The organism is Sphingomonas sp. DMC8 (assembly GCF_056314185.1).
The window spans coordinates 179709-194448 of the sequence record NZ_JBQUYV010000006.1; the positions used below are offsets into that span (position 1 = coordinate 179709).

Genomic DNA, 14740 nt, shown 5'->3' on the forward strand with positions numbered 1-14740 from the left:
CGGACCTTCCGGTTCCGGCTGCCCGCGCTCAGTTGCGCAGCAGGTAGATGACGGGGGCGAGCAGCGGCGAGGCGGTCAGCAAATCCTTGAAGATCTGGCGCCCCTTCGAATGCCCGACGATGACGACGTCCTCAGGATAAAGGACCGGATCCTCGTACACACCGTCGCGGATCCGCTGGACGTCGAAGACCGCCGCCAGCCGCTCGCCATGCACCTCGCGCAGCACGATCACGTTCTTCAGCTTGGCGAACTCCGCCGTGCCGCCCGCGCGGGCGATCGCGCGCAAGAGCGTGATGCGCCCCATCACCGGATAGAGCCCGGGATTGCGAACCTCGCCGTCGACGGTGACGACGTTGCTCACGGCTTCGGAAATGTTCACCGTGACCTGCGGATCCTCGACATAGCGCGCGCTGAGACGCTCGCGCAGCAGAGCCTCGACTTCGGCCGGGGTCAGCCCGCGGACGTCGAGGATGCCGGCCAGCGGGAAGGAAATGCGCCCCGTGGAATCCGCCTGGATCTCCTTGTTGCTGAGTTCGGGCACACCGAACACGTCGATCTGCAGCTTGTCGAACGGCCCGATGCGATAGACGGGCGTCGCCGCATCGGCGGGATAGCCGTCAGGGGGTGGAAGCCGGGTAAGCGGTGATTTCTGCGCTGCCGTGCCGGTCTGGGCGTGGCCCGGCGCAACAGGCGCCAGCAGAAAAGCCGCCGTGCACAGCAGCGCGGCGCTTAAGCGTTGCATTACTCTACTCTCTTACGCTCGAGGACTGGGCAGTTCGGGGGGATGGGGTATCGCACCGGAAGTGCGGGCGCCGCGCCACAGCCAGGCACAGGCGAGCGCAAACAGGCTCGCCAGCGCCGGCGTGCGCAGCGGATAATCGGTAACGCTGCCGAGCAGCAGGATCAGGACAATGGCCAGGCCACAGCGCCGCAGCCGACGCTGGGCGCCAGGCTCGGCCGGGCGATGGGCAAGGTGCCACAGGCGCGCGGCGAGTAGCAGCAACCCCGCCGCCATCCAGAGCACACCTGGCAGACCCAGCGTCTCGGCGGTCTCCAGCCAGTCGTTATGCGCATGATTGGCATAGTCGGGGGACAGCAGCGCATCGGGCTCCAGCATCCGATACGCCGTGGCGAAACTGCCGGGCCCCGCGCCGATCGGCCAGAACCGGGTAAGCAGCACGGTCGAGCCCTGCCATAGTTCGATCCGCGATCCGTCGACCGCGATGCTGCCCAGCCGCTCGAGCGTGGTCGCCCGCCCATTGGCGAAGGCGAACGCGAGCAGCAGCGCCATCCCGCCGACCAGGCCGGCCGTCGCAAGCCAACCGCGCCGCGAGATCCGGCCAACCCGCCGCGAGAACAGGAACGGCAAGGTGAGCAGTGCCGCCACGCTCGCCACCGCGCCGATCCGCGCGCCGCCAACCGCGATCAGCAACAGGATCCAGGCCAGGGCGATTGCCACGGCGGCCCATCCAACGGCGCGAAATACGCGATGATGCGGCAGATGGTCGGGCGCCCAGAGGAACAGCAGCGGGATCAGCAACGCCAGGAACAGCGCGAAATGGTTGCGATTGGCAAAAAAGCCGCAGGCGTCGCCAAAATTGGCGATGGTGTGGATCTGCCAGTTCGCACCGCCGACATGGCTTAATTGCAGGACCGCCAGCCCGACCGAGACCAGGCCGAAACCCAGCAACAGGCTCTGGACGCGGGCCTGCGCGGCGGCAGGCATGCCGATCGCGAGCAGGAAGATGGCGCATGGCAGCGGCAGATCCCACAGAAAATCGCGACTTGCCGCCGGATCGACCGAAGCCGGCCGGGGCAGCGCGCCGCCAAAGGCGCGGGTATCGATTGCGGCGATCAGCCCATGGCCGGGCAGCGCGTTCGCCATGCCCGCAGGTAGGGGAAGGCAGTAGAAAGACGCCGTCAGGAACAAGGCGGCGACCCAGACGACCGGGCCGCGCGGTACCCTTGTCGCGTCGCCGGTCGCCAGTACCAGCGCGCCAACGAACAGCGCGAGCGCCAGCGGTCGCAGGACCGGCATGGTGATCGCATCCGCACGACTGCTGCCGCCCAGCGCCAACGCGATGAGCAGCCCGCCCGCCAGCAGCGCGAGGCGAAGCGAGGCATCTGCGGACGGGGCACGCAGGCCGGTGAGGATCGAAGCGGATCGGATCATGGCAAGGCTACCGCACTCGGCGGGAAGCACCCGCCAAGGGCTGGATTTGTATCGCGCGGTGCAACACCGCAGCCCGAGGCACATGGCCCCGGGCGGATCAGAGCGCTTCGAGCGCGCTCCGCGAGAGGCTGACCGGCGTCACGCCGTTCAGCAATTCCATGAGGATGCGAACGCGATCACGACTTTCGAAGCGTTCGATGGTCGCAATCGTATCGAGAAAGGGGCCGTCTGCCACGCGAACGCTCTGGCCTACGCGCAGCGGCTGTTCGGGTTCGGCGAGAACGCCGTCGACACAACGCGCGCGCAGTGAGTCGACCACGCCGTCTGGCACCCGCTGCGGGCGAAGCGCCGTCATCTGCACCAGACGCTTGACGCCGTAGCTGCCGTTGATCGACCGCCAGGGCTCCGCATCCAGATCGAGATGCACGAAGAAGTAGCGGGGAAAGACCGGAACAATCGCCGTTTCCAGCTTCCCGCGCCGCCGCGTCCGGCGCGGCAGCAGCGGATTGAAACAGGAAAAGCCCTGGCGCTCGACATTGCGCAGCGCACGCGCCTCGGACGCCGGCTGCGTTTCCACGACATACCAGTGTCTCATGCGTCGACCCGCAAATCTTCGTCGAGCGGTTCAGCCATGTCCTCGACCGGCGCGAGCCGACCGAGCAATTCAAGCACCCGGTAGCGCGCGAGAACGGAGAGGCGATAGCCGGTCTTGTACAGCGGCTTGAGCTCGCCTTCGAGGCCCAGGCCGGCGAGGAAGGTGCGCAGGCGCGTCAGATAGACAGCGACGCTGCCGATCGCGCAATCGGCGAAGCGGGCCAGATCGTCCTTGCTGCAATAGCCATCGGGCGTGTTGAGCAGCAGGAAGAGCATTTTCGCCAGCGCAGGCCCCGGCGCCCCAAGGCGCAGAATGCGCTCGATCGCGTCCTCGGGCGCAGGCACGGGCGGCGCACCGCGATCATAGCCGCGCAGAAATTCTTCGATATCTTCAAGTATCGAAACGCAATCCTTCCAATAGATTACGCCTTCTTCCGCATTAATCGCAGCTTCCAGACGATGCACCGTCCGTTCCAGGAAACCGTATGTACAAAGCGGATCCATGAACAACGGAACTCCATCTTACGCGACGCCATCGGGATATCCTCGGACGCCCCGCCATTTGCGTTGTATTTAATTGATTTAGCCCGTAAATTTAAGTAACCTTTGACGCCTATACGCTATAGCCCCAAAGGGCTATGCGGCGACTGTCCACCCGCAGAAATCGGACGGTAACGCCGCCATTGCCGATGGCCCCTCGAAGGAGGGCGCACCTGTAATCATCCGGACAAGCCACTTAAGCCGCCGGTGATCTATGCGCGCATTAATCCGCGCGAGGCATCGCAATGGTTCAGGTGGCCGTCATGCACAGAATGCATGTCAGATTCGGTAATGCGCTTAATGCGCTCGTACATTGGGTGCGGCAGGATGCGCGACGTGACAGCAACGGGGCGGATGCGGATCAAATACGATCAACGCCAAGTCTGCCCTTTGCGGCGGTCTGCCTCAGACCTGCTCGGGCTCTGCTGTCAACACGGAACAGGCGATTGGGTCCGCGCGTAGGCGCAATCTTGATGCCTGTTGTACCTATCACCGGCCCGGGGGGTCACCGGCGATTGTAAAAGGGGTTCAGGTAACGTGGGAAGTTACCGGACAACGAGGGGGAGAAACTGTATCAAAGAAGGACATTCCATTGATTCATAAGGATTTTTCACGCGACGCTTTAGCCAAAACTGTAACAACGAGCAAGCCAGCATTCGCTTTAAGCGGCCTCCAAGCCCCTTTTCGTAACTTTCTTGCTTAGCGGCAGCGCCTGCGCTTCGGCGCGAGGACACCGCCTTTTCAGGCTTGGACGACCGAATTGGCGACAAGGGAACGACCGCGTCGACAGTATAAGGGCCAAGATCGCCATCCAGATCGATGTTGGACCATAGTCGCCGCTCCCCGGCGGCCGAACTGCTCTCGCCACCGCCCCGCCACATTCTTGCAGCGATTTCACGCTCTTCAGGCCCCATCGCGCCGGTATAGATTGCGGTTGTTTTGATGTTGGCGTGCCCCAGCCAGCGCTGCACGAGCGTTAGTGGCACGCTCGACTGGATCGCCCGCACGCCAAAACCATGGCGCAGCCCTTTCGGCGTCGCGTAACTGCCGCGAATCCCCGCCTCCTCCATCACCTCGCAGATCCGGCGATAGCCCGTCATGCGCGACCAAGGCCATAGAAGATCATCTTCCGATTCTATCGTATCGAACCAATTCTCCAGCAATTTAATCAGTTCCTGTGGAATTGGTATTGCCCTGAACACCCTATCCCCACGCTTTTTCAGACACCTTATCACGATCTGCTTGGATTCGAAATCAATATTTCTGGTCGTCATAGATAAAGCTTCTGAAATTCTACATCCTGTATAAGCCATAGTTAAACAAAATGTTCTAATTTCTATCGGCCTTTTTCGAGATGTTTTCAAAAACATCTCAATTTCATTTGAAGTTAAATATTTCCTTTGTCCCTCCGAATTGTATACGTTCCATGTCATCTGACGGCTCCTTCCAATTTTCGGGTCGGAAGCAGCACCATCTGCGATCGACTCATTACCAAAACGTTTTTTGTCTCGATCTGTTACAGTTTTGGCTAGAGCGTCACACAGTATCCGACCCTGTACTGCGGAACTTTGGGGGGCGTCATGAGCCAGGTAGCCGAGGTGCGAAGCCAGCCCAAATGGGCATCCGGCCCGTCACTGCGCCCACGCGCGGGGGCCATTGATGCATCTGCGCATTCCGTTTCGCTGGCAATCGACAATCTCGCGCCGGTTCGTCAGGCATTTGGCGAATCAGCGGCCCAAGAGGCGATGCAGGGCCTGTGCCGGCTGATCGAGCAATCCTGCGGGCACCCCGGTGGCACGGCTGCGCCCGATGGCGACGGTTCGGTTGTACTACACCTTCCGCATCACAGCTGGCCGCAGGGCGGCGACATGCGCTGGGCAGACAGTTTCTGCCGGCGCCTGCCGCGCCACGGTTTCGACACGCAATCGGGCACGATCCATTTCTGGGCGAGCCCCCGTCCAGCGCCAGACGAGCGCACGAGCGCCCCACCCGGCGCGCCCTTCTTTTTCGGCAACACCAATGCCAGCAACTCCGCCTGGGCAGCGCAGTATTGCGCCGATATGGCGGCTGCAGCGCGCCTGCTGCCCCATGCGCCGGAACCGGGCGTGCACGGTGCGCGCGCCAGCGGCCTTGCCTGGCAACCCATATGCGATACCGAGGCGCCAGACACGATACTGTATCAGCAAAGTCTGTTGCGCGTGGCCGGGGCAGACGGCACGCCGCAAAATGCCGGTCCGCTATCGTTCGCCATGGAGCGACTCGGCTTCGCCCGCTGGGTCGACCACCATGTGGTGCTACAGGTAATAGAAGAACTGGTCGCCGCGCCGGACGTGACCCTGGGCGTTCCCTTGTCCGTACAGAGTCTGCGCGCGGATCGCTGGTGGAACACGATCCAGGCACGGCTGGAGGCGACGCCTGGGCTCGCCAGTCGGCTCGTACTGGAAATTACGGAAACCGCGCCGTTAACCGATATATCGCCCGCCGTACAATTTGTGAGCAGCATGCGCCGCCTTGGTTGCCGCTTTGCGCTGGCCGGTTTTGGCGCGGGCCATGCCTCGCTCCGCCAGTTGCTCGCACTCACCCCGGATTTCGCGAAGATCGATCCCCTCTTCGTGCATCGCGCGACCCTGTCAGCGCAGGGAGAGGCGCTGTTGTTCCACCTGATCGGCGCAGCCTCGGCGATCGGTGCGACGGTTATCGTCGACGGCGTTGAGACACCCGAACAGGCGGCGCTGGCGCGCCAGGCGGGCGGGCGCTGGCAGCAGGGCCATCATTGGGGTTGCCCCAGCCTGATCCGCCCCTGGCGCACGCGATTGCCGGTCAGCGTCCGCCCTGGCCTCCATTGCCGGGAGGTACAGCATGCAGAGGCATGAAATCGATCGCGACGCGGGCGCAGCAACCACGCTCGCCTTCCGCACGCCGGCCGAGGATCGCGAGGCGCTCGAGGCGATAACCGTGGCAACCGAAACGGAGGAAGAGCGCGAAACGCCCCCGCCGATTTTAGGTGTTGTGCTGCTGGCTGCCGCGCTGGTCTGGATCATCGCCGGCTGGCTGGTGTGGCGGGCACTGCCATGATGCAGTCCGGTCGCCTGGCCCCCGCCATCCTGCCCCTCTTGCAGTGGTAGAGTTCGCCATGCCTTTAGCCAATCTTCTGCTGAAGTCCGATCCCGCGGGTGCGCGGCCGCGGGTAACGCCGCGGGCCTCGGCGTCCGTCCACTATATGCGCGGGCCTGCGGGCGATGCTGGCCGGCGAATTGAATCGGGCAAGGCCGAGGCGGAAATCTGCCTGTTGCTGGCCGATTCGAAGCTCGCCTCCAGAGTGACGCGCGCGCTGACGGGTCTGGCCGCCCGAGTGACGGCGTTCGACAACGCTATCGAGTTCCAGCAGGCCTGCGAACTGCCCTTCAACGGCGTGGCGGTCATCGATGCGCGCCTGCCGGGTCTGGATGGCCTGTCACTCTATCGCTGGATGCGCGACCACGGCAGCACCGCCGGCGCGATCTTCATTTCGGCCAAGCCCGACGTAGCGTTCACCGTGCAATGTATGAAAGCGGGTGCGGAGAATGTGTTCGCGCTGCCGCTCGACATGAACGAACTCAAGGCATCGGTTCTGTCTGCGCTGGCCAGTGCGCAGCGGCGCTGCGTGGATAACCGGGCCGCCCAGGCCAAGCAGGCGGTGCTCGCAAGCCTTACGCCGGCCGAGCGCAAGGTGATGGCGTTGCTGCTCGAAGGCCATCTGACCAAGCAGATCGCGGCAATCCTGGGTCGCAGCGAATATACGATCAAGATCCACCGCGGGCGCATCCTCCGCAAGATGGGCGTTCCATCGACAGCCGCGCTCATCAAATTCTTCCTCGACGACGGTTCGGCCGATCCCGCCGGGCTCGCTCTGCCCGGGGCCGGCAGCGCGCCGGCCGCGCAATATTCCCCCGCACGCCAATGACCGAAAGAGGTTCCATCATGCGTAAAATTGCAGCAGCGGTGACGCTGGGCCTGCTGATATCCACACCGGTACTCGCGCAGGCAATTCGTACCACGCCTTCCATGCGGCCCCATGGCGCAGCCTATGCGGCGACGATCGGCGGCCCGCTTGGCAGCCCCGACGAGAGCAGCAGCCGACGACTGCGCAAGCGTAAGCCCGGCTATTGGTGGACCGGGCTCGCCGTGCTGGCAACTGCCGGCGTGATCGTGGCCGCATCGACCGGCGGCAGCCCCAAGAGCCCCTGATCCGCCGCCGGGGCGGGAAATTTGCTTTGACATGGCTCGCCGGCGCGACGACACTTGTCGCGTCGGAACGGGAGAGAATCCGGTTTGCCGGATCGCCGAAGGAGCAACCGCCCCGGAAACTCTCAGGCAAAAGGACCGTCCGCACAACAGATTCTGGAGAGTAGCGCGAAGGCGCTCGCCGACGGGATAGCGATCTCAGGCACAAGGACAGAAGGGGCCCGAATCTCTCTATCGTCTTAGGAGCCAGGGTGTCACTGTCGCATGCGGAAAACACGGTCGATCCGCGCATTGGATCGATCAGCATTACTGACGTGTTCAGCATTGGGATCGGGCCGTCGAGTTCGCATACCGTAGGGCCGATGCGCGCTGCCGAGCAGTTCGCGGCCTGGGCGTTGGGCGAAGGCACCGTGGTGTCGGTGACGTGCGACCTGCACGGCTCGCTCGCGCTGACCGGCAAGGGCCACGCCACCGATCGCGCCGTGATTTTGGGCCTTGCCGGCGAACGCCCCGACGGGGTCGATCCGGATGCCGTGGAGGCGATCGTCGGGAAAGTCGCGGCCGAGCAGCAGCTGCTGCTGGGCGGCCGGAGCGCCATTGCCTTTGATCCGGATGCCGATATCCGTTTTCACAAGCGCAGCTTCCTGCCTGCCCATCCCAACGGCATGCACTTCACTGCAACGCTCGACGATGGCAGCGTGCGCGAGCGCATCTATTATTCGATCGGCGGCGGCGCCATCCTGCGCGATGGTGAGGCGGCATCGGTATCGGCGCGCTCCAATCACGGCTTTGGCAGCGCGCGCGACATGCTGGTGCGCTGCGATGAACTGGGCACCGACATTGCCGGACTGATGCTGGCCAACGAGGCGGTGTGGCGCCCCGAGGCGGAGACGCTGGGTTTTGTCGATTCGATCCGCGCGGCGATGATGGCCTGTGTCGATCGCGGCATGGCGCAGCAGGGCGTGCTGCCAGGCGGGCTGAACGTCGCCCGGCGCGCGCGCAAGCTGCACCAGGCCCTGCTCGCCCGCGGCCCCCGGATCGAGCCGGCCTCGGTGCTCGAATGGGTCAGCCTGTGGGCGCTCGCGGTGAACGAGGAGAATGCCGCCGGCGGCAAGGTCGTCACCGCCCCCACCAACGGCGCGGCGGGCGTCATCCCGGCCGTGCTGCGCTATTATGAGAGCTTTGTCGGCAACGCGACGCCAGCAGGCAGTCGCCGCCTGCTGTTGACGGCGGCGGCGATCGGCATTCTCTACAAGCTGCAGGCGTCGATCTCCGCCGCTGAAATGGGCTGTCAGGGCGAAGTGGGCGTTGCCTGTTCGATGGCGGCGGCGGGACTCGCTGCTGCGCTGGGCGGCAACAACCTCCAGATCGAGAATGCCGCCGAAATCGGCATGGAACATAATCTGGGCCTGACCTGCGACCCGATCGGGGGGCTGGTGCAGATCCCCTGCATCGAGCGTAACACGATGGGCGCCGTGAAGGCGATCAACGCAGCGATGCTGGCGCTGCATGGCGACGGGTCGCACAAGGTGTCGCTCGACGCCGTGATCGAGACCATGCGCCAGACCGGCCGCGACATGGCCTCGCAATATAAGGAGACCAGCCTGGGCGGGCTTGCCGTGAACGTCGTCGAGTGCTGACGGCGCGCCATTTGCCCACCCCGGCCGCGCGCGATAAGGTCGTGCGATGACTGACCTTCTGCGCGAACCCGACGGCTTCGTTGAACCCGTCTCCACTCGCCTCGGCTATCTGCTCCGTCGTGCGTCGCTGGTGATGATGGCCGATCTGGGGGCGACGCTGGCCGAGCTCGACCTGCGCCCGGTGGAAGCGACACTGCTGATCCTGATCGGTGCCAATCCGGGTTGCAGCCAGAGCGAACTGGGCCGGCGGCTGGCGATCAAGAGCGCCAACATGGTGCCGCTGATTGCCGGGCTGATCGCCAAGGATCTGGTGCAGCGCAGCCCGCTCGACGGCCGTTCGACCGCGCTGTCGCTGACCCCGGAAGGCGCGCGGATGCGCGACGCCGCCGAAGCCGCGATGGACGCGCACGAAGCACGTTTTGCCGAGATCGTCCCGCCCGAGGAACGGCCGCTGCTCGCCGCGACGCTGAAGCGGATTGCCGCGCGCTGACGCCGAACCTCCGTTGACGTTGGATACGATTCATGATGAATTGGATCCAATATCGATAAGGGAGAGGCTGATGAGTCGGATCGCTGGCAGCGGCGCGCTTTGGCCGCGCAACACCTGGTATGTCGCGGCGACGGCGGACGAATTCGCCGAAAAACCCCTTGCCCGCACCATCTGCGGCCAGCCGATGGTCTTCTATCGCGGCGAAGGCGGCGCGACCGTCGCGCTCGAGGATTTCTGCCCGCATCGCGGCGCACCGCTCTCGCTTGGCTTCGTCCGCGATGGCGAGCTGGTATGCGGCTATCACGGGCTGGTGATGGGCTGCGCCGGCCGCGCCACATCCATGCCCGGCCAGCGCGTCGACAAATTCTCCACCATCCGCCGCTTCGCCACGATCGAGCGCTATGGCTTTGTCTGGGTTTGGCCCGGCGCGTTCGAAGACGCCGATCCCGCCCAGCTCCACCACCTCGAATGGGCAGAGAGCCCCGACTGGGCCTATGGCGGCGGCCGCTATCACATCCACTGCGATTACCGGCTGATGATCGACAATCTGATGGACCTCACGCACGAGACCTATGTCCACAGCACCAGCATCGGCCAGAAGGAAATCGACGAGGCGCCGGTCGAGACGCTGATCGAAGGCGAGCAGGTCGTCACGCGCCGCTTCATGGAAGGCATTCTCGCGCCGCCCTTCTGGCAAATGGCGCTGCGGGCTGCGGGCCTGCCCGACGATCAGCCGGTCGACCGCTGGCAGATCTGCCGCTTCACGCCACCCAGCCATGTGCTGATCGAAGTGGGCGTCGCGCTCGCCGGCAAGGGCGGCTACCATGCCGAGGACCGGTACAAGGCCTCCAGCATCGTCGTCGACTTCATCACCCCGGAGACGGAGACCTCGCACCATTATTTCTGGGGCATGGCGCGTCGCTTCTCGGTGGACGACGCGGCGCTGACCGACGCAATCCGCACCGGCCAGGGCAAGATCTTCGGCGAGGATCTGGAGATGCTCGAACGCCAACAGGCCAATCTGCTGCGCTATCCGGACCGCAAACTGATGAAGCTGAACATCGACGCCGGCGGCGTCCGCTCGCGGCTGGTGATCGACCGCATCATCGCCGCCGAACGGGCCGAGCCGGAGAGCGCCGCCGCCTGATTCCCAGCCGCGCTTCTTTTGCCTAGAAGGCGGCGCATGGAAGATCGCATCAAGCCCGGCCAGCATGTGCTCGTCACGCTCCGTCGCATGATCGCGGACGGCACGTTCCGGCCGGGCGAACGCATTGCCGAAATCCCGACCGCTGCGGCGCTGGGGGTGTCGCGGATGCCGGTGCGGACCGCGTTGCGTACGCTGGAGCATGAAGGGCTGGTCGAGAAGCTCGGCGCACGGGGCTATACGCCGCGCGCCGTCAACGCCGCCGCGATCACCGGCGCGATCGAAGTGCGCGGCGTGCTGGAGGGGCTGGCCGCGCGCCGGCTGGCCGAACGCCGCCCCACCCCGGGCGAGGAACAGGCACTCGCCGCCACCCTGTCCGAAGGCGATGCGATCTTCGCCAAGGGGCATCTGGCGGATGGCGATCTCGATCTCTTCTATCGCTACAATCTCGATTTCCACGACCGGCTGATTGCCGCCAGCGGCAATCCCTCGATCGCGCTGGCGCTGGGGCGCAACAACCATCTCCCCTTCGCCTCGGCGGCGGCGCTGGCGCTCGACTGGGACGATCTGGAAGGCGAGTATCACCATCTGCTGGCGGCCCATCACCAGCACCATGCCGTGTTCGACGCGATTCGGATGGGCGATGCCGACCGCGCCGAGCGGCTGATGCGCGCCCATGCCGGCACTGCTGTCGCCAACCGCAAGGCGTTCCGGATGCTGGGGACGGGCTAGCCGGCGTCAGCGATAAGGCTGGATCGCCACCAGGTCGCCGACGTGCGTCGCCTGAAACAACAGCCGGGCGAAATCGGGCGGCACGCCGATACAGCCATGCGTCGCCGCGCCTTCGCGCACATTGCTGGCGTGGATGGCGACACCGTCGCGCGTCATCCACAGCGCATCGGGCATCGGCGCATCGAAGGCACGCGAGCGATAGGCTTCGCTCTTGCCCAGAATGCGGAACGTGCCGCCGGGCGTCGGCCGGCCATCGGCACCGAACAGCAGCACCGCCGTGCCGATCTCATGCCCTCCACGAAACACCGACAGCAACTGGCGTGCGGGATCGATCCAGATCCATAACGGCCCCGGCGGCACACCCGCCGTATTCCAGGCGAAGGCACCGTGGTGGAGGCGGCCATGAACGGCGAGCAGGCTTTCGACACGCCTTGTGCTGCCATCCGGCAGACGGAGCGTCGGCGCCGCTGCGGCAGGAAAGCGGACGCGGTCACCCGAGACAACCGTCGCCGGCCGCGTTGCTGGCGGGGGTGCGGCGCGCGGCGCGGACCAGCTCCAGGCGAACGGAAGAAGCAGCGCCAGCGCGATGACAGCCTTTCCCGTCATGCCCGGATGGTGGCTGCGCGGCGCTGGCGGACCCGGGCGCCGACCAAGGCCGTGCCCAACAGCAACAGCGCCCAGCTGAACGGTTCCGGCACCGGCGCACCCGGTGGACCGGAGGGTCCGCCGGGACTTCCAGGCGGCACGACGCCTACCGGACCGCCCGGGACCACAATGCCCCCGGGCGGCGGGGAGAACGGCACGGTACTACCAGTACCGGGAGGCCCGGCCCCCTCCGCGATGCCGCCCGGCGAAGGGCTGGCAGCACCGTCAGGAACCAGACCACCGCTGCCGGGCCCCGCAGCAGGGGGGCGCGGTACCCCGGCGGCGTCGGGCGTAATCGACCAGACGGGGTGCCCCGACCCCGAACCGCCATCCGATCCGCTACCCGGAACGCCGCCACGACTGCCGTTGCGCGCCTTGCTGTCGATGGTAACGGCGCCGCGCGCACCAGGGGATCGCGCGTCGAGCAGCGCGAACAGCGCGGCGACATCAACCTTCCCTGCATGCGTAACGGCGGGCACCGCAGGCGCCAGCGGCGTACTGACGAGCAGCGCCGGAAGGCAGATACACGCAATTCGGCGCGCGGCACCCTTGCCCGGACGCGACATGGCCAGCCCTCCCTGCGCCCGCCCGTTGCGAGCGGTACGAAAATTACGGTTATCAGACAGATAACTGCGTCGACGCGATTTAGTTTCGCGATCAGGCGAGCAACTCGCTTTTCGACTGCCCCGGCCGCGCCAGAAAATAGCCTCTGAATCCTGAAGGTTCGCAACCGAAACGGGCGCCGTGAATTATGGACGGTGGCCGTGCGACGATGAGGAAAGCAAACCGCGTGAACAGCGAAGAAGGCGAAGTGCGAGGCGAGGCCGTAGGAGAGCCCGCGACCGACCTAAAGGATGAAACTTCCTACAGCCCCACCGGCACCCCGCCGCGCAGTCACTGGAAGCGGTCGACGATCACCAAGCCGGGACTGGACGATCGCGGTGGCGTGTTCTTTGCCGCGCTGCAGATGACGCGCATGCCGATGATCCTCACCGATCCGCGCCAGCCGGACAATCCGATCGCCTTTGCCAACAAGGCGTTTCTCGACCTGACCGGGTATGAGGAATCCGAAATCGTCGGCCGCAACTGCCGCTTCCTTCAGGGCGCGGAAACCGACCGCGACACCGTACGCGAACTGCGCGAGGCGGTGGCGGCACGCCAGGCCATCTCGCTCGAAATCCTCAATTATCGCCGTGACGGGTCGCCCTTCTGGAATGCGGTGTTCATCGCCCCCGTGTATGACGAGGACGACCAGCTCCTCTATTTCTTCGCCAGCCAGCTCGACGTCACGCGGCGGCGCGCGTCCGAACAGGCGTTTCGGCAGGCACAGAAAATGGAAGCGATCGGCCAGCTTACTGCCGGGCTGGCGCATGATTTCAACAATCTGCTGCAGGTCGTATCCGGAAATATCGACATTGTTCTGGGGCAGGAAAGCGACGAGCGGCACCAACGTCTGCTTGGCAATGCGGCGCGCGCGGCCGACCGCGGATCGAAGCTGACCCGCCAGCTGCTCGCCTTTGCCCGCAAGACCCGGCTCGAGCCCCGGCTGGTCGACCTGAACCAGCTGATCCATGATTTCGGTGACCTGCTCGACAATACGGTGGGCGCGCAGATCCGGCTGGTGACGATGCTCGAACGCCGCCTGCCTGCGGTCAATATCGATCCCAATCATCTGGAAATGGCGATTCTGAACGTGCTGCTCAATGCACGCGACGCCATGCCCCGCGGCGGCACCGTCACCATTTCCACGCGCCTCTGGAAGCTGAACGGCGACGCACCGATGCATCAGTTGCCGGAGGGCGATTATGTCGTGCTGACCGTCAGCGACGAAGGCATGGGCATGGCGGAAGAGGTACGGCGCCGCGCCACCGAGCCGTTCTTCACCACCAAGGGAGCCGAGCGCGGCACCGGGCTGGGGCTGCCGATGGTGCATGGCTTTGTCCAGCAATCGCTCGGGCGGCTGGAAATCGACAGCACGCCCGGCAAGGGCACCCAGGTGCGCATGCTGTTCCCCACCGCCGCGGGCAATGCCCCGGCTATGCCAGCAGTGCGACCGCAGGCGAAGCCGATCGTGACGGGTGGAAAGGAGACCATTCTGCTCGTCGAAGACAGCGACGATGTCCGCGCGCTGGCGCAGGAACAACTGCGCGCGCTGGGCTATCGCATACTTACTGCGGCAAGTGGCGAAGAAGCGTTGCAATATGCCGAGAGCGAAACGATTGACCTTCTCTTCACCGACATTGTCATGCCGGGCGGCATGAATGGCCTGGAGCTGGTCGAAAAGTTCCGGAAGCTTCACCCGGACACGCCGATTCTGATGACGACCGGCTATAACGAGGATCTCGTTGCAGATATTCCGCGCGGAAACAATCTGGACGTGATAGGCAAGCCCTATCGCCGCGAGGAACTGGCAGACCGGATCCGCACGGCGCTGGAACGACGTTCGCCCGAGCAGCGGCGGACGGGCTCTCCCTTCGGCGCGGCCGAAGGCTAGCCCGAGCCTTGCAAGGGGATCGGCCAAGGGGACTGGCCGGTAGAACCGTGCCATGGTTATTCTC

Annotated in this window: 16 protein-coding genes and 1 riboswitch; of the genes, 9 read left to right on the forward strand and 7 right to left on the reverse strand. The window is 65.1% G+C overall.

The annotated features are described in order from the left end of the window. Nucleotides 1-28: 28 nt before the first annotated feature. From ACT53K_RS13530 to ACT53K_RS13550, 5 genes are all read right to left on the reverse strand, one after another. Complete coding sequence (locus ACT53K_RS13530; RefSeq protein WP_476229202.1) at nucleotides 29-742, reverse strand: polysaccharide biosynthesis/export family protein; 714 nt, start codon at nucleotides 740-742, stop codon at nucleotides 29-31. A 12-nt stretch (nucleotides 743-754) separates the two neighbouring features. Next, nucleotides 755-2173: an O-antigen ligase family protein gene (locus tag ACT53K_RS13535; RefSeq protein ID WP_476229203.1), complete on the reverse strand. Its 1419-nt coding sequence runs from the start codon at nucleotides 2171-2173 to the stop codon at nucleotides 755-757. Nucleotides 2174-2270: 97 nt separating this feature from the next. After that, on the reverse strand, nucleotides 2271-2768 hold the full coding sequence (gene nusG / locus ACT53K_RS13540; protein WP_476229204.1) for a transcription termination/antitermination protein NusG: 498 nt from the start codon (nucleotides 2766-2768) through the stop codon (nucleotides 2271-2273). Next, complete coding sequence (locus ACT53K_RS13545; protein WP_476229205.1) at nucleotides 2765-3232, reverse strand: hypothetical protein; 468 nt, start codon at nucleotides 3230-3232, stop codon at nucleotides 2765-2767. The genes nusG and ACT53K_RS13545 overlap by 4 nt, the downstream gene beginning before the upstream one ends. A 620-nt stretch (nucleotides 3233-3852) precedes the next feature. Further along, nucleotides 3853-4740 carry a tyrosine-type recombinase/integrase gene (locus tag ACT53K_RS13550; protein WP_476229206.1) on the reverse strand — a complete coding sequence of 296 codons (888 nt, stop codon included), beginning with the start codon at nucleotides 4738-4740 and terminating at the stop codon, nucleotides 3853-3855. A 147-nt stretch (nucleotides 4741-4887) separates the two neighbouring features. On the opposite strand from ACT53K_RS13550, the gene ACT53K_RS13555 reads away from it, so the two are divergent. The 8 genes from ACT53K_RS13555 to ACT53K_RS13590 all read left to right on the forward strand — a co-directional run bounded on the left by ACT53K_RS13555 (nucleotide 4888) and on the right by ACT53K_RS13590 (nucleotide 11537). Beyond that, nucleotides 4888-6180 carry an EAL domain-containing protein gene (locus ACT53K_RS13555; protein WP_476229207.1) on the forward strand — a complete coding sequence of 431 codons (1293 nt, stop codon included), beginning with the start codon at nucleotides 4888-4890 and terminating at the stop codon, nucleotides 6178-6180. Next, entirely contained in the window at nucleotides 6167-6382 is a 216-nt protein-coding gene (locus tag ACT53K_RS13560) for a hypothetical protein (RefSeq protein WP_476229208.1), read from the forward strand. Before ACT53K_RS13555 ends, ACT53K_RS13560 begins: the two co-directional genes overlap by 14 nt. A 58-nt stretch (nucleotides 6383-6440) precedes the next feature. After that, entirely contained in the window at nucleotides 6441-7250 is an 810-nt protein-coding gene (locus ACT53K_RS13565; protein ID WP_476229209.1) for a response regulator transcription factor, read from the forward strand. 17 nt (nucleotides 7251-7267) lie between these two features. Next, complete coding sequence (locus tag ACT53K_RS13570) at nucleotides 7268-7534, forward strand: hypothetical protein (protein ID WP_476229210.1); 267 nt, start codon at nucleotides 7268-7270, stop codon at nucleotides 7532-7534. A 58-nt stretch (nucleotides 7535-7592) separates the two neighbouring features. Beyond that, a riboswitch (glycine riboswitch) is annotated at nucleotides 7593-7681 on the forward strand. 101 nt (nucleotides 7682-7782) lie between these two features. Next, on the forward strand, nucleotides 7783-9171 hold the full coding sequence (locus ACT53K_RS13575; protein ID WP_476229211.1) for an L-serine ammonia-lyase: 1389 nt from the start codon (nucleotides 7783-7785) through the stop codon (nucleotides 9169-9171). A gap of 46 nt (nucleotides 9172-9217) precedes the next feature. Continuing rightward, a complete protein-coding gene (locus ACT53K_RS13580; protein ID WP_476229213.1) occupies nucleotides 9218-9661 on the forward strand; it encodes a MarR family winged helix-turn-helix transcriptional regulator in 444 nt (147 codons plus the stop codon). A gap of 70 nt (nucleotides 9662-9731) precedes the next feature. Beyond that, nucleotides 9732-10808, forward strand: a complete 1077-nt coding sequence (locus ACT53K_RS13585) for a Rieske 2Fe-2S domain-containing protein (RefSeq protein WP_476229214.1) — start codon at nucleotides 9732-9734, stop codon at nucleotides 10806-10808. A 36-nt stretch (nucleotides 10809-10844) separates the two neighbouring features. Continuing rightward, nucleotides 10845-11537 (forward strand): GntR family transcriptional regulator, encoded by a 693-nt coding sequence (locus ACT53K_RS13590; RefSeq protein ID WP_476229216.1) that lies wholly within the window; start codon nucleotides 10845-10847, stop codon nucleotides 11535-11537. A gap of 6 nt (nucleotides 11538-11543) precedes the next feature. Here ACT53K_RS13590 and ACT53K_RS13595 read toward each other — a convergent pair whose 3' ends face one another. Both ACT53K_RS13595 and ACT53K_RS13600 read right to left on the reverse strand, forming a co-directional pair. Next, nucleotides 11544-12143 carry a L,D-transpeptidase family protein gene (locus tag ACT53K_RS13595; RefSeq protein ID WP_476229217.1) on the reverse strand — a complete coding sequence of 200 codons (600 nt, stop codon included), beginning with the start codon at nucleotides 12141-12143 and terminating at the stop codon, nucleotides 11544-11546. Beyond that, nucleotides 12140-12748, reverse strand: a complete 609-nt coding sequence (locus ACT53K_RS13600) for a PEP-CTERM sorting domain-containing protein (protein WP_476229219.1) — start codon at nucleotides 12746-12748, stop codon at nucleotides 12140-12142. The genes ACT53K_RS13595 and ACT53K_RS13600 overlap by 4 nt, the downstream gene beginning before the upstream one ends. A 224-nt stretch (nucleotides 12749-12972) precedes the next feature. Here ACT53K_RS13600 and ACT53K_RS13605 point away from each other — a divergent pair, with 224 nt between their 5' ends. Next, nucleotides 12973-14676 (forward strand): histidine kinase famiy protein, encoded by a 1704-nt coding sequence (locus ACT53K_RS13605; protein WP_476229220.1) that lies wholly within the window; start codon nucleotides 12973-12975, stop codon nucleotides 14674-14676. The last annotated feature ends 64 nt before the right edge of the window (nucleotides 14677-14740 follow it).

Bases quoted from the DNA above. Each gene is read 5' to 3' on its own strand.
- ACT53K_RS13590 (WP_476229216.1), top strand. From the start codon at position 10,845: ATGGAAGATCGCATCAAGCCCGGCCAGCATGTGCTCGTCACGCTCCGT.
- ACT53K_RS13595 (WP_476229217.1), bottom strand. From the start codon at position 12,143: ATGACGGGAAAGGCTGTCATCGCGCTGGCGCTGCTTCTTCCGTTCGCC.
- ACT53K_RS13560 (WP_476229208.1), top strand. From the start codon at position 6,167: ATGCAGAGGCATGAAATCGATCGCGACGCGGGCGCAGCAACCACGCTC.
- ACT53K_RS13570 (WP_476229210.1), top strand. From the start codon at position 7,268: ATGCGTAAAATTGCAGCAGCGGTGACGCTGGGCCTGCTGATATCCACA.
- ACT53K_RS13600 (WP_476229219.1), bottom strand. From the start codon at position 12,748: ATGTCGCGTCCGGGCAAGGGTGCCGCGCGCCGAATTGCGTGTATCTGC.
- ACT53K_RS13555 (WP_476229207.1), top strand. From the start codon at position 4,888: ATGAGCCAGGTAGCCGAGGTGCGAAGCCAGCCCAAATGGGCATCCGGC.
- ACT53K_RS13550 (WP_476229206.1), bottom strand. From the start codon at position 4,740: ATGACATGGAACGTATACAATTCGGAGGGACAAAGGAAATATTTAACT.
- nusG (WP_476229204.1), bottom strand. From the start codon at position 2,768: ATGAGACACTGGTATGTCGTGGAAACGCAGCCGGCGTCCGAGGCGCGT.
- ACT53K_RS13585 (WP_476229214.1), top strand. From the start codon at position 9,732: ATGAGTCGGATCGCTGGCAGCGGCGCGCTTTGGCCGCGCAACACCTGG.
- ACT53K_RS13565 (WP_476229209.1), top strand. From the start codon at position 6,441: ATGCCTTTAGCCAATCTTCTGCTGAAGTCCGATCCCGCGGGTGCGCGG.
- ACT53K_RS13530 (WP_476229202.1), bottom strand. From the start codon at position 742: ATGCAACGCTTAAGCGCCGCGCTGCTGTGCACGGCGGCTTTTCTGCTG.
- ACT53K_RS13580 (WP_476229213.1), top strand. From the start codon at position 9,218: ATGACTGACCTTCTGCGCGAACCCGACGGCTTCGTTGAACCCGTCTCC.
- ACT53K_RS13535 (WP_476229203.1), bottom strand. From the start codon at position 2,173: ATGATCCGATCCGCTTCGATCCTCACCGGCCTGCGTGCCCCGTCCGCA.